Below are 14,188 nucleotides of genomic sequence, written 5' to 3'. Positions count from 1 at the left end.
CATGTTCTTTTAGCTAATGATGAGTCAATTATGTCCTGCCGGTGACAGAGCAAAAGGTAAGTAAAAGGTAAGTACTTGCGAGTGACTGCAAGTTAAGCAAGCGGCCTCAATTTCATTCGATTGAGGTCGCTTGAACTTTTTATACATGAAATTTTTTACCTGGTTTTCGAAAATTACGAAAACTCAGAGGAGTATTGTTTAAGTTGCTTGGTTGAGGCGTTGGCGTTTATATGCTTAAATTGACTTTTTAAAATGCTCATAACAATGAGCTAGTATTTCTAGATCACTGCGATAGTTGTCGCTATCATTATTTATATTAGCCTTATAGAAGTTTTCATTCGAGCATAATTCATACGCTTGTTCGTATAATTTTCGATAGTCTGTGCCTGTTTTTTTATAATATACGTTTATTGAAACTGTTGTTAGGAACAAGGTTTTTGCACAAAGATGAAGGTACATTTCCCTAAGCAAATCGGATTCCCTGGTGCAAATTTCTAGATCACGAAAAATATGGGTAAACCCTTCATGTTGCTCTAGTCGACCCTCGATTGATGCATAATAAGGTATGACTACTTCATTATTAATTTTTATACTATCGACTTCACTCTTTTCAGCTTTACCTTCGTTTACTAGAATAAGATCCGTGCTCTCTACATTTCCATATTGGCACAGCAGTAGTTCCCAAAACATATGAGGATACCAGTAACAAACGCTATTGTTCAGGTTTTTTTTTATGTACTCGATCCCTCTATAAATTTTGAAAAGGTTATTATTTAGAATAATACCAGACATATAATTTGAAGATAACATAAAGTTTAACAAGGCATCCCTTCCGGGATTGGCAACTAAATTTGATAGGTTGTATTGTGAGGTAGTGGAGGTCCTCATTACAGATATCTTATTGTTCGAGAGGTATAACTTATTCATAATGAAATGTAAATTATCTAGATTTATTAAATCCTCATCACTTAACAATAATATAAATTTTCCACTTGCCAATTCGCAGACTTTGCAGCAGTTAATGGAAAACCCCCGATTCTCTTCAAAGGCAAAGTATTTTAGCCTGGCGTCATCAATTTCACCTATTTTATCATAATATACTTTTGTTTCATTTTGCGTCCCATTATTAGATAAAATAACTTCAATTTCTTCATCATAGTAGGATTGCAGTAGATGAACTACATTTTCATAGGCTCTTTTTCCTCTGTTGTAACTAGGAATACAGACGCTAAGTAAAACGTGGTTGCTCTTTCGATTGTCTTTATGAATCCGGTTATTATGAATTTCATCCAAAGTATTTTGAGGCATTGAGCTACTATCAGATAAGTTGATTATATTTCTTGGGAGAAACAAATCAGAGTTGTACATATAGTGCCTGAAGCGATCAAGGTTATCAAATATTAGAGCATTAGAGATAGTTGCGTTATTTAATAATGAACCTTGCAAACAAGAAAGGAATTTTTCAATATCCTTTATTATGACGTAAGTCTTCTTGTTTCTCTTTTTTGCAGAATTTGTATATGTTAAGACATTGCTCCAATCCCAATCCTCTAATAATAAATAATCTGCAAAAACATCTAAGGTCGGGAGAGATTGTACTGGCTTGTAAGTAAATAATGTTATTTTATCTTGTATAAGTTTCTGACTCTTATTATATAAATAGTATTCATTAGATATGCCATTGGGGAGGAGCCAGAATGGTAAATCCTCAAAATCTATGATTTTCTCGACATCTAAATAATCATTCTTTTGCAAGAACTTAATATTGGCCTCATAAAGATTTCTAAATTCTTTAATGTTAGGCTTAACAAAAGCTTCTAAAATTACTTCTTCTATTTCATCTTTTGAATATCCGTATTCCTGAGCTTTCAATAGCATCTCAAAAAAAGAATTGAATTGAGACCCACTAAACAGAAAATAAGCAAAAGAGATATAAACTTTTGCTTTATATTGATGATTAATATCTTTATATTCCTTACCTTCTATCTTTTGTAAAAGATTAACATACTCCGTGTATGCTTCATCAATCAATTGACTGTCCAATAGCCTGTCTATTTTATGTAGATCCTTCTCGATTTGTTGAGCCATTACAGATAATTCTTTTTCTGTCATCTTCAATTCAGCACCTTTTTTAAGTAAATTATAGCATTAACTTTATCCAATTGAGAGGTATATAATTTTACAATTCGCCCAAAGTAATCGAATAGAAATCGGAAGAGGAATGAGTGTACCAATAAAACACTTTTTTGAGTCAGCCCATCTTTTAACAAACTCTAGCACCAAGCTGAAATTCGGTGCTTTGCCGTAGAGGGAATCGGAAATCGTGGATTCATATGCAAGTACTTTAAAACTAATAGAATTGGGATGGAGTTGGAAGGACGGGTTAAATGTAAGGAATAACAAATATAATATATCAACTGGCTGTAGGCAAAATAGAGGATAGCGTGCAGAAGTTAAACTGATTTCTGTTGCATCTGTTTCACCCCCTCTCACTCTGGTTAATAATAAAGTGGAACCCCACCATTTGCTGCTTACTAACTCACTAAAAGGTCGATTCGACATGGAGAGGCATTTATTGACAATAAAACCCTTTCCTTGGTAATTGACACTGGATTAGTTTGAGTGGTATAGTCAGAAATGTGGACTTGGTCACAGGGTCACACTCTTATTTGATAATGAAGGGAATGTTAGTGCATGCAAGGTAAAGTTAAATGGTTCAACGCAGAGAAGGGTTATGGTTTCATCGAGACTGAAGAAGGCGGCGACGTATTCGTACACTTCTCCGCAATTCAATCCGAAGGTTTCAAGACTTTGGAAGAGGGCCAATCCGTCGAGTTCGAAATTGTTGAAGGCGCTCGTGGACCGCAAGCAGCTAACGTAATCAAATTATAATCATCCGGCACAGCCGACCTACATATAACGGTACGATGGTTAACAATTGAAGATTCGCTAGCATCGACCCTGGGGGAACCTAGGGTCTTTATTTGTTTGCTCCGCAGCGGCCGTACTGAAGCTCTCTAACACGGCGTTACGCTCCACCCCACCAACCACCATCCCCCAACTTTCAGAAGAATCTCCACCGCTCTGAATCCCATTCAAAGCACGTTATCCAAGGCACCGGATAAATCAGAAACGCACGGCTCGCTTCCGGACAATCGTCGGTCATCACATACATAACCCACTTTCGACGAGTGGAAGTTCCATTCTCATAAATTGTGGCCCAGACTACAGAACTCAGCGCCCCTAAAGAAGTATCCTTTTTTTCAGAAAGGAACTACGATGGCGAGTCGATCCCTAGGCCTGATAAGCACCTCGGGCAGGGAACCTGGATAGGTACTGAAGGCACGGGTGATCTATAACATATCGCTCCGTCGCAGTTTTGCACAGTGCCCGAGCGGCAGTGGTCAAAGATATCACGGAGAGCGGGGCCCATACGGGAGTCCCGGCAAGGAGGTTAAAGGGGTGGCCAGAAAAATTTTGGTATTGGCTGATTCCGGCATGGGCTTGTATCGGTTCAGAAAAGAACTGCTGCAAAAGCTCATAGCCGAGAACTATGAAGTGCACATTTCGCTTCCTGAAGACGAGTACACCGCCCGTTTGATAGAACTGGGCTGCAAGTTTATCAATACGCGCATCGACCGCCGAGAAGCCAATCCTTTAAGGGATGGGGGGCTATTGCGCTTTTATATCCGCACGATCCGCAGCTTGAGACCGGACGCCGTGCTGACTTATTCCATGAAGCCGAATATTTACGGCGGGCTCGCCTGTCGGATGACGAACACATCTTATTTGGCCAACATCACGGGGGGAGTCGCCTTTTTGGAAAACAAGGGGTTCCTGCAAGAGATCCTGCTAAAGCTTTATAAGGCGGGTTTGAAAAATGCTTCCTGCGTGTTCTTTCAAAATGAACCGAACCGGCAGTACTTCTTAAGCAAAGGGATTGTCCGTTCGAAAACCCGGCTGCTGCCCGGTTCGGGGGTCAACCTGGAGGAGCACGGGGGCGAGGCGTATCCTCCCGACGGACTTACCCACTTTCTGTTCGTCGGCAGAATCATGAAAGCGAAAGGGGTCGGCGAGCTGCTGGAAGCGGCCAAGCGGATCAGGCGCCAGCATCCCGACGTACGATTTCATCTCGTGGGCGGCATGGAGGAGAAGCATTTCGGTAGAAAGCTGGCGGAATACGAAAATTACGGGATTATTAAATACCACGGCGAACAGAGGGATGTCCGCTCATACATCAAAAATGCGCACGCGGTGATCTTGCCGTCTTATCACGAAGGCGCCTCCAATGTCCTGCTTGAAGCGGCGTCCACTTGCCGGCCTGTATTGGCCTCCCGGGTGACGGGGTGCCGGGAAACGTTCGACGAAGGGATCAGCGGGCTCGGTTTTGAAGCCAAAAACGCGAACAGTTTAATGGATGCAATCCACCGGTTCATTGAATTGCCCTATGCGGAGAAGGAGTATATGGGAATCGCGGGGCGGGCCAAGATGGTCAAGGAATATGACCGGAGCGTCATAATCAATACTTATATAGAGGAAATAGGGTCAATATTTTGAATCGGTAAGCCCGCCTGGCTTTGTCTTTCTTTGCTCGTCTATAATGGAGATAGCAGTTCTAAAACAAATTACAATCGGCTGCTATTAGAAGTATAGACACCGGCCGAGGTATGGCCGTATTTACGAGGTGACCCGACGTGCAATTCCGCAAATTTTACAAATGGATTCCGGCCGTGATGATCATGATGCTGCTTTTCGTGTTTTCATCGCAGTCCTATCAGCAGCAGAGTCTTAAAACCGACATTGAAAAAAGCATTACACAACACTCCGTAAAGGACCGTCTAAGCGGCTTCTCGTTTACCTATGCGGGGCATGAAGTGAGTATACAGAGTTTGGGGATCGGGGGATTTATCGAGTTTTTTATCCGTAAGGCTGCCCATTTCTCCATCTACGGACTATTGGGGATGTTCGTCCTCTATGCGCTGAATTCCGGGCGGAGGGGGCGAGACTTTACTCTGGCTGTGTTCATCTCCTTCCTCTATGCTTGCTCCGACGAGGTGCACCAGGCTTTTACCCCGGATCGCACCCCAATGGTCCAGGATGTCTTGCTGGATACGGCAGGGGCCATCTGCGGCGCGCTGGTCTTGATTCTGTTTTGGCGATGGAGAACGGGGCGGAAGCTGGCGCAAGAGCGATGGAAGAGGACGCCGGAAAAAGAAAGGAAAGAAGGAGGCCCGGGAAGGGCCTCCGAATCGCGTTAAGCGTGATCGTATTGATCGCGAGATAGGATGGGGAAGTGACTTAGAAAGCAATTTACCCTCTGTTAACATTTTTTACTTTGGGCTTACATCTATGCTATAATGAAGGTGCAAAGCAAAGGAGGAGTGCCCAATGAATTACAGTATTCGTGGACAGCAAATTGAAGTGACTGAGGCCTTGAGAGAATACGTGGACAAGAAGCTCAGCCGGCTTGACAAGTACTTTGATGCACCCCCTATCTCCGATGGTAACGTCACCTTGAGTGTCGTACGAGGTTTGCACGTGGTGGAGGTTACAATTCCTCTCACCGGAGCTGTGCTTCGCGCCGAGGACCGCAGCGATGACATGTACGCATCGATCGATGCCGTTGCGGACAAGCTGGAACGGCAGATCCGCAAGCACAAGACCAAGATTAACCGCAAATTCCGCCAGGAAGGCAGCTTGAAGACGCTGTTCGTCGAGAATGGCAGCGATACCGTAGCCACGATGGAAGAAAGCGACGAGGAGCTGGAACTGGTCCGCACCAAGCGGTTTAATTTTAAACCGATGGACGTGGAAGAGGCGATTTTGCAGATGAACATGGTGGGTCATAACTTCTTTGTTTTCTCCAATATCGATACTCAGGAAATCAACGTAGTATACAAACGAAACGATGGGAAATACGGGTTGATCGAGAAGGCCTAACAATACGGAATGTCGGCTTTAAGCCTTCAACCTATCTGAATAACGGGTTAAACAGCCATTATAGCGTATCCAAACATGACGATTGTTTGAATGTCAGTGGTAATTCTTTCAATTGGAGTCAAAGGAACGAGCCTTTATCCGCCTGCGGATAGGGCTCTTTATTCGTATAGAAGAGGGTTTGACGGTTTTTTTGCCGTGACGCCGCTTGTTGCGGCACGCTCTACAAACTGTTACAATTTAGGCAAATCATCTGTTTTTGCGTGAAAGGGGTAAACCATGCTGGGAATTATGAAGAAGATATTTGGCGACACGAACGAACGTGACGTCAAACGTCTTATGAAAACGGTAGATTATATCAATACATTGGAACCGCAATTTGAAGCCCTTTCGGATGAGCAACTGAAAGCGAAGACGACTGAGTTCCGGGAACGGATCGAAAAGGGCGAAACGCTGGATGAGCTCCTGCCGGAAGCTTTTGCCACAGTGAGAGAAGCTTCGAAGAGAACGCTGGGCATGCGCCATTTTGATGTGCAAATGATCGGCGGGATGGCCTTGCACGAAGGAAGAATTTCCGAAATGAAAACCGGTGAAGGTAAAACCCTGGTCGGGACCCTGCCGGTTTATTTGAATGCGCTCCTGGGTCAAGGCGTCCATGTCGTCACCGTCAACGATTATTTGGCGCAGCGGGACAGCCAGCAAATGGGGCAAATTTATAACTTCCTCGGCATGACCGTCGGGGTAAACCTGAACGGGATGGAACATCACGAGAAACAGGAAGCCTATGCCTGTGATATCACGTACGGAACGAATAACGAATTCGGGTTTGACTACCTTCGCGACAATATGGTGCTGTACAAAGAACAGATGGTACAACGCCCGCTCTATTTCTGTATTATTGACGAAGTCGATTCCATTCTTATCGATGAAGCGCGGACGCCGCTGATCATTTCGGGACAAGCCCAGAAATCGACCGAGTTGTACTATGCGGCGGACCGTTTTGTGAAACGCCTGGAGCCTGAAGAAGACTATACCGTGGATATTAAGGTGAAAGCCGTAGCCCTGACCGAAAAAGGGGTGGCCAAAGCCGAGAAAGCGTTCGGCATCGACAACCTGTATGATCCCAACCATATTACACTGAACCACCACGTGGTACAGGCGCTTAAAGCCAACGTCATTATGCGCCGCGACGTAGACTACGTAGTCACCGAAGATGAAGTGCTGATCGTCGACGAATTTACGGGACGCATTATGCAGGGCCGCCGATACAGCGACGGTCTGCATCAGGCGATCGAAGCGAAGGAAGGCATCGATGTTCAGAACGAAAGCATGACGCTGGCCACGATCACGTTCCAGAACTACTTCCGGATGTACCGCAAGCTGGCCGGGATGACCGGTACGGCGAAAACCGAGGAAGAAGAATTCAAGAAAATCTACGGCCTGGAAGTATTGCAGGTGCCGACGAACCGGCCGAACCGCCGTCAGGACTTGCCGGACGTGGTATACAAGAGCGAGGACGGCAAGTTCAAAGCCGTGGTCGACGAAATCGTCAACCGGCACAAGAACAATCAGCCGGTGCTGGTCGGTACGGTCTCGATCGAGAACTCCGAACGCGTCGCGGAAATGCTGAAGCGTAAAGGCGTCAAGCATAAAGTCCTGAACGCGAAGTACCATGCCGAAGAGGCCGAGATCATTTCCCGCGCCGGTGAGCCGGGTGCCGTGACCATCGCTACCAACATGGCGGGCCGCGGTACGGACATCCTGCTGGGCGAAGGCGTGGCCGATTTGGGCGGGCTGCACATTATCGGGACCGAGCGGCATGAATCCCGCCGGATCGACAACCAGCTGCGCGGCCGGGCAGGCCGTCAGGGCGACCCGGGGTCGACCCAGTTCTACCTGTCCCTCGGCGATGAACTGATGAAGCGGTTCGGGGCCGACAACGTGTTGAACATGATGGACCGCCTGGGTTTTGAAGAGGATCAGCCGATCGAAAGCAAAATGATTACGCGCGCGATCGAATCCGCCCAGAAACGGGTGGAAGGCAACAACTTCGATGTGCGTAAAGTCGTATTGCAGTATGACGACGTAATGAACCAACAGCGGGAGATCATCTACAAACAACGCCGCGAGCTGCTGGAATCGGAGAACATCAAGCCGCTGATCATCGATATGATCAAGCCGGTCATTGAGCGCGTTGTCCAGGCGCACACGGCGGATGAAATTCCGGAGAACTGGGAGCTGCAAGAGGTTGCAGATTATGTGAACAGCAAGCTGCTTGAAGAAGGCGCCCTGACGAAGGATGATCTATGGGGGAAAGAACAGGAGGAAATGATCGAGTTCATTTTTGAACGTGTCATGAAGAAATACGATGTCCGCGAAGAAGCGCTCGGATCGGAAATGGTTCGCGAATTCGAGAAGGTCATCGCCCTCCGTTCGGTCGACAGTAAATGGATGGACCATATCGACGCCATGGATCAGCTGCGTCAAGGGATTCATCTTCGTGCCTACGGCGGTACGGATCCGCTTCGCGAATACCAGTTCGAAGGCTACGAGATGTTCAACCAGATGGTCGCCAGCATCCAGGAGGAAGTGGCCACGTACATCATGAAGGCGCAAGTGGAAAGCAACCAGGAGCGTCAGGCGGTCGTGGACGAGGACAAAATCTCCACCAGCGGCGAGCCGGCCGAGAAGCGTCCGGTACAGCGCGGAGAGCAGATCGGGCGCAACGATCTTTGCCCTTGCGGCAGCGGCAAGAAGTACAAACACTGCCACGGACAAAACGCTTAAGCAGCCGGAATGGGCTCGGGTAGTTTAAGAATAAAGCGGGGGGCCGTCCGTCGGATGGCATCCCCGTTTCTGCTTGCATATTATGTGATGACGAAAGGTGGAATCTCAGCATGATCGATGCTAACGTGAAACAGGACATGCGTGAAATAGCCAAGAAATTATCCAATCTTAGGGGGTCTCTTTGACTTAGACCTCAAACAGGAAATGATCGCGAACTTTGAGGAAAAGATGGCCGCCCCCGACTTCTGGGACGACAACGACAAGGCGCAGAGCGTTATTGCCGAGCTGAACGCCGTCAAGTCTTCCGTCGACCAATACAGCGCCCTGCAGCAAGAGTATGACGATGCCGAAATGATGGCGGAACTGGCCGAAGAAGAAGGCGACGAGTCGCTCGCGGAAGAAATCGCCGCCTCGGTCGCGTCGCTGCTCAAGAAGCTGGAGGAGTTCGAGCTTCAACTGCTGCTCAGCCAGCCGTACGACAAAATGAACGCCATCCTGGAGCTCCATCCGGGCGCCGGCGGCACCGAATCCCAGGATTGGGGCCAAATGCTGCTGCGGATGTATACCCGTTGGGCGGAAAAACGCGGCTTCAAAGTAGAAACGCTCGATTACCTTCCCGGTGATGAAGCCGGAATTAAGAGCGTTACCCTGCTGATCAAGGGGTATAATGCTTACGGCTACTTGAAGGCGGAAAAAGGCGTGCACCGGCTCGTCCGCATTTCGCCGTTCGACTCCTCCGGCCGCAGACATACTTCGTTCGTCTCCTGCGACGTCGTGCCGGAAATTACGGACGACGTCGAAATCGAGATCCGCACGGAGGATCTGAAGATCGATACGTACCGGGCCAGCGGCGCCGGCGGTCAGCACATCAACACGACCGACTCGGCCGTGCGGATTACCCACTTGCCGACCGGTATCGTGGTGACGTGCCAGAACGAGCGTTCGCAGATCAAGAACCGGGAGCGTGCGATGACGATGCTCCGTTCCAAGCTGTACGAGCGCAAGCTGGAAGAGCAGCAGAAGGAACTGGACGAGATTCGCGGCGAGCAATCCGATATCGCGTGGGGCAGCCAGATCCGTTCCTATGTTTTTCATCCGTACAGCATGGTTAAGGACCATCGGACTTCCGTGGAAACCGGGAATGTCGGAGCCGTCATGGACGGCGATCTGGACGCGTTTATCGACGGGTATTTGCGGAGCCAGATCAAAACTGAGGCCAACTAAGTCGGAGAATGATTTAAAGATAAGTGTCGACAGTCCTACACTAAGAGAAAGCCTTTATGCCGGAGACAAGCGGAATTCCCGCTGTTCCCTCCGGCCGGGCCGCCTCCGGGGTGTAGGAATTTTTTTGGATGAGTGAGGAGGGGCAGGGGTGCCGCCAAAAACCCGCAAACGCAGATTCAATGAATACATTCCCGTTACCGGCCCGGTGAGGCATACGATGGATACCCTGATGATTATCGTCGGTTCGTTCATTACCGCGCTCGCTTTTAACCTGTTTCTCGTGCCGAACCATATCGCTTCCGGCGGGGTGTCCGGTTTGTCGGTTATCGCCCAGTCGCTGTTCGGCATCGAGCCCGCTTATACGCAGTGGGCTTTGAACATTCCGCTTTTTATCGCGGGCTTCCTGCTGCTGGGGCGCAATTACGCGATCCGCTCCCTGCTCGGCACGGTGATTCTGCCGTTGTTCGTGTTAATGACCCGGGTTTTTCCCGTTCCGACCACCGACCCGCTGCTGGCTTCTCTCTACGGGGGAATCGGCGTCGGTCTGGGACTCGGGATCGTGTTCCGGGGCCGCGGTTCGACAGGCGGGCTATCCACCCTGGCTCAAATCATTCAAAAATACAGCGGACTCAGCCTGTCGGTCTGCGTCGTCCTGATGGACGGGACGGTGATCGCCCTGGCCGGGTTTGTTCTTTCTCCGGAAAAGGCGCTGTACGCATTGATCGGCCTTTACATCACCGGCAAAATCATCGATTCCATCGAATTGGGCTTCAATTACACGAAAGTGGCGTATATTATCGCGGAAAATACCGAGGCTATCGCCCAAGCGGTTCTCTCTGAGCTGGACCGGGGGTTGACGAAGCTGAACGCCCGTGGCGGCTATACGGGGGATGACCGGACCGTGTTGATGGTCGTCGTCGGCCAGAGCGAAGTCACGCGGCTTAAGACGCTCGTCCAGAAGCTGGAGCCCTCCGCTTTTGTCATCATTACCAACGCCCACGAAGTGTTGGGCAAGGGTTTCAAGCGCTCGGAGCAGGCATAGGAAGCTGTGAGGCGGGGCCCTAGCCCAGTGGGCCGACCTGCAAGCAAAGGCTGGCGGGCTGCCGTAGAAGCCGGAATGCTGCAGCAACCGGATTGCCGCAAAAGCCGGACTGCAGCAAGCTGCCAGACACCGGACCGCCGCAAAAGGCCGGACTGTTGCAAAAGCTGCCAGACGCCGGACCGCCGCAAAAGCCGGACTGTTGCAAAAGCTGCCAGACGCCGGACTGCCGCAAATGCCGTAGCTGCCGGACCGCCAAAATTAGCAAAAAGATGCAATAGTGCAGGAATTTCACGGCATTTGCAAGTCATCAAGCGGAAAGATGCGATAGTGCGGGAATTTTTGGAAGATCGGGGATATGGATACTTTTCTGACGAAAAAAACTGCAGATTTGCAGGAATTTTTTAATTCGGTCTCCAAACGACGAAAATTCCTGCAGATTTGCAGGAATTTCGGTTCACGAAATGGGCGCGCGCTCCCGGCTGACAAGCCGGCCAGGTGAATAAGGGCCTGTGTTTGGATTCGGCACCGGGTTTGATGCAACCTCAGTGCGGGTTAAAGGGATTTTCCTTTTTAACCCGCACTTTTTTTTATAAATTACAGCAAGACTTCCTCCGTATTCGCATCATTAAAGTTATAGGAGTCGTAGAAGTTGGTTACGATCCACTGACCGTCCTCCAAATAGGTAAGTTCAAGCGTTTGCTGAATACTGGTATCTTCGGTCTTCTTGGTTGAAGGGTCGGCTGAAGGATGAACCGACTCGCTCAAATCCACCTTCATGTTGACCGTCGCTTTATACTCCCCGTCCCAGCCCGACAGCTTAATGCTGTCCAAGTCGAACGCGATTTTCTTCACCTTTGCACTGTAAACCGCCTTCTCCGCTTTCAATTCCTGAATCAGCGAATGAATCGCCTGTTTGACCGGTTCCGACAGATGAGCCGCCTTAGAGGTGTCCTGCGTGTTCATGGCCGTTACCATCTCTTGAAAAAACGTCTTTGCGGCCGCCTGAACGGTTTGCCGGAACGCATCATTTTCCGGTTCGAGCCCTATCCGGATGTAGGAATCCCGGATGGGGAGTTTCTCGCTCCGGATCAGGCCCCACGGATATTCTTTCTGTATATACACCTCACTGCTGCCGTCCAGCAGGAGCGGGCCGATCTCCTTGAAATTACCGGTGGTGAGTCCAGTATCCTTGTCATCGATAAAAATAGCGGCATCCTGCTCATCGGACACCACGGTGATGTAGCTGCCCTCCAAATCCAGGTTGACGTCATAATAGCGGAGAGCATCGCCGAAGGTGACGGTCTCTTTCTTTTCGATCGCGGCAAACTTGCCTTCGTATTCCGCAAGTATCTCATGCGTTCCGGGGATCAGCGGCCCGATTTTCTCGCCGAGGTAATCTTCGTCTGAAGTCATCATTTCTTTCCCGTCGACCGATATTTTGGTTCCCTCAAAGGTTGTTTCGACATAGGGATAAATGGGCGCCACAACCAACGTGTAATTATCGAAGAGCCACAGTTTTTTCCCCGACTTCTTCACCTGAACGATGTTGCTGTCAGATTCCTCCGAATCGGTAAATTCGCCCTCGGCCTTTTTGGCTTTCGCCGCTTGATCACGCAGCCTTTGGACCAGGGCAGTGCGGCTGAACTCGTCTTTTTTCAAGTAATTCAGCAGCGGGATAACGGTATCTTTATTGATGGTCAGAGCCTTGTCCTCCGGCTGGAGGAGGGAGGCGAGCGCAGCGGCGTCGCCCTTTTTGATGGCTTGTTCAAAACGGGATACGACCCGGTTGCCATCGGTCAAATAGGCCCCGGCGGCATACAAGCCGCCGAGTATAACGACAAAGACCAGAACGCTAAGGGTGACCCATTTATGGCGTTTGATCCAGGACATGGCCGAGGCCGCTCTCTTTTTCCGCTGGATCGGAGCCTCCGTTCCGGAAATCCCGGGCGCTTCGGAAGCGAGAGCTTCAATCGGCATCATTTCCTGCGCAGCGGCGGACTCGGCGGCAGGAACCGTCGGTGCCAGATCCGGATCTTCCACCACAGTGCCGCATTCGGGGCAAAATCGCGAGCCCGGAGCAAGCTTTACACCACATTCGCTACAGTAGTTCACCATAGATTGTTTTCCCTCCCAAATCTCCGTTATAGAAGGCCGCCCATTAAAGCGTCAATCCCGAAATCGGCAAATTTGAAGAGAATATAGCCGAACGCGATGCTGGCGATGACGGCGCCGTACAGTGGGTCCAATCCGCCGCCCGATTCCTTCCGGCTGCCAATAACGACCGCAATGATCGCTGTGAAAATGAACGTCAGGGCAAGCGAGAAAAAGAAGAGCGAAACGTTTGGACTGAACTGCAGGATAATGCTGAGATTACATAGCGCCAAGGCGGCGGTTGCCGGTACGAGCAACGTCCCCAGCTTGGTGGTCACGGACCTGTAGTCGCTGGCCACACGGGCCAACCGGATGAGTCCAAACGCGATCGCGCTGGCCAGAAGCAGGGCGATCAGGATTAAAATAAACGGCTTGATGACGCCGCCGATAAACGGCAGATGAAAAAACGGGTTCCGCAGGCTCGTAAGGTAAAACGCGAGCGGGAGCAATAGCGAGGTGAGTACCATCGTAATGATCCCATTGGTAAAATGCGACTTGTCCAAAGTGGCGGCCGTGCCGAACGGGTTCATCAACGCCTTCAAATAATAGGCGAAATACTGCTTGCTGATTACCGTTCCCTGCTGGACGACCTGACTTTTTTTCACTTGCTCCCAGCTTTTCGCCATCGACGGCAGCTCGGGAATATCCGTTGATCCGGATGAGGCAGCCTGCTGCACGCCGGAAGCCGGCCTTGCTTGGGATGCCGGGTTCGCGTTGGTTACAGGGTTCCCATGGATGGTTGGGCTCCCGTCAGGCGTTGGGTTCGTGTGGGCATGGGATGCCGGTTCTGTTGGAGCAGCCGTTCCCGGTACCCGGGCAGGGTTGTCCAAGCCGGGGGCAGCGGAATTCGAATTCGACGGGAACGTAAAGGTGACAATGTCCCCGGTTTCCGAGGTCGCCGCCGACTGGCTCGGGTTGGACGGACCGGACTCCTCTGTCAAGGGACTTCCGCATTTGACGCAGAATCTTCCCTTTTCATAAATTTGACCACATTGCATACAAATCATATGTATTTCAACCTCCTCAAGAAATAAGGCACATAACTCC

10 protein-coding genes are annotated in these 14,188 nt (G+C 49.7%); 7 read left to right on the top strand and 3 right to left on the bottom strand.

The features are described 5' to 3' along the window. Window positions 1–234 precede the first annotated feature (234 nt). Window positions 235–2,112, bottom strand: a complete 1,878-nt coding sequence (locus V4U88_RS04855) for a glycosyltransferase (protein WP_334072140.1) — start codon at window positions 2,110–2,112, stop codon at window positions 235–237. 582 nt (window positions 2,113–2,694) lie between these two features. On the opposite strand from V4U88_RS04855, the gene V4U88_RS04850 reads away from it, so the two are divergent. The 7 genes from V4U88_RS04850 (at window position 2,695) to V4U88_RS04820 (ending at window position 10,990) form a co-directional block, all read left to right on the top strand. Beyond that, window positions 2,695–2,892 (top strand): cold-shock protein, encoded by a 198-nt coding sequence (locus V4U88_RS04850; protein WP_007132290.1) that lies wholly within the window; start codon window positions 2,695–2,697, stop codon window positions 2,890–2,892. 570 nt (window positions 2,893–3,462) lie between these two features. Further along, a complete protein-coding gene (locus V4U88_RS04845) occupies window positions 3,463–4,557 on the top strand; it encodes a glycosyltransferase family 4 protein (RefSeq protein WP_334072139.1) in 1,095 nt (364 codons plus the stop codon). Between the two features lie 137 nt (window positions 4,558–4,694). Further along, entirely contained in the window at window positions 4,695–5,258 is a 564-nt protein-coding gene (locus V4U88_RS04840) for a VanZ family protein (protein WP_334072138.1), read from the top strand. A 130-nt stretch (window positions 5,259–5,388) separates the two neighbouring features. Continuing rightward, a complete protein-coding gene (hpf, locus tag V4U88_RS04835) occupies window positions 5,389–5,940 on the top strand; it encodes a ribosome hibernation-promoting factor, HPF/YfiA family (RefSeq protein WP_334072137.1) in 552 nt (183 codons plus the stop codon). A gap of 276 nt (window positions 5,941–6,216) precedes the next feature. Continuing rightward, window positions 6,217–8,724: a preprotein translocase subunit SecA gene (gene secA, locus V4U88_RS04830; RefSeq protein ID WP_334072136.1), complete on the top strand. Its 2,508-nt coding sequence runs from the start codon at window positions 6,217–6,219 to the stop codon at window positions 8,722–8,724. 110 nt (window positions 8,725–8,834) lie between these two features. Then, window positions 8,835–9,948 (top strand): peptide chain release factor 2 gene (gene prfB / locus V4U88_RS04825; RefSeq protein WP_334072135.1). Its coding sequence is split into 2 segments (ribosomal slippage): window positions 8,835–8,906 and window positions 8,908–9,948, totalling 1,113 coding nucleotides; the frame shifts between segments, so codons are not numbered across the junction. Between the two features lie 148 nt (window positions 9,949–10,096). After that, window positions 10,097–10,990, top strand: a complete 894-nt coding sequence (locus tag V4U88_RS04820; RefSeq protein WP_334072134.1) for a YitT family protein — start codon at window positions 10,097–10,099, stop codon at window positions 10,988–10,990. A 594-nt stretch (window positions 10,991–11,584) separates the two neighbouring features. Here V4U88_RS04820 and V4U88_RS04815 read toward each other — a convergent pair. Together V4U88_RS04815 and V4U88_RS04810 are read right to left on the bottom strand one after the other, a co-directional pair. After that, window positions 11,585–13,105, bottom strand: a complete 1,521-nt coding sequence (locus tag V4U88_RS04815; RefSeq protein WP_334072133.1) for a zinc ribbon domain-containing protein — start codon at window positions 13,103–13,105, stop codon at window positions 11,585–11,587. Between the two features lie 26 nt (window positions 13,106–13,131). After that, window positions 13,132–14,082, bottom strand: coding sequence for a hypothetical protein (locus tag V4U88_RS04810; RefSeq protein WP_334072132.1), 951 nt, complete (start codon window positions 14,080–14,082; stop codon window positions 13,132–13,134). Window positions 14,083–14,188 lie beyond the last annotated feature (106 nt).

Source organism: Paenibacillus sp. A14 (genome assembly GCF_036864815.1).
Lineage (GTDB): Bacteria > Bacillota > Bacilli > Paenibacillales > Paenibacillaceae > Fontibacillus > Fontibacillus sanfengchensis.
The sequence above is the reverse complement of the archived record's forward strand: the minus strand, read 5'-3'. Positions and strand labels throughout refer to the sequence as shown.

Excerpts from the sequence above, each read along its gene's own strand:
- V4U88_RS04815 (WP_334072133.1), bottom strand. The coding sequence starts at position 13,105 with ATGGTGAACTACTGTAGCGAATGTGGTGTAAAGCTTGCTCCGGGCTCG.
- V4U88_RS04855 (WP_334072140.1), bottom strand. The coding sequence starts at position 2,112 with ATGACAGAAAAAGAATTATCTGTAATGGCTCAACAAATCGAGAAGGAT.
- secA (WP_334072136.1), top strand. The coding sequence starts at position 6,217 with ATGCTGGGAATTATGAAGAAGATATTTGGCGACACGAACGAACGTGAC.
- V4U88_RS04850 (WP_007132290.1), top strand. The coding sequence starts at position 2,695 with ATGCAAGGTAAAGTTAAATGGTTCAACGCAGAGAAGGGTTATGGTTTC.
- hpf (WP_334072137.1), top strand. The coding sequence starts at position 5,389 with ATGAATTACAGTATTCGTGGACAGCAAATTGAAGTGACTGAGGCCTTG.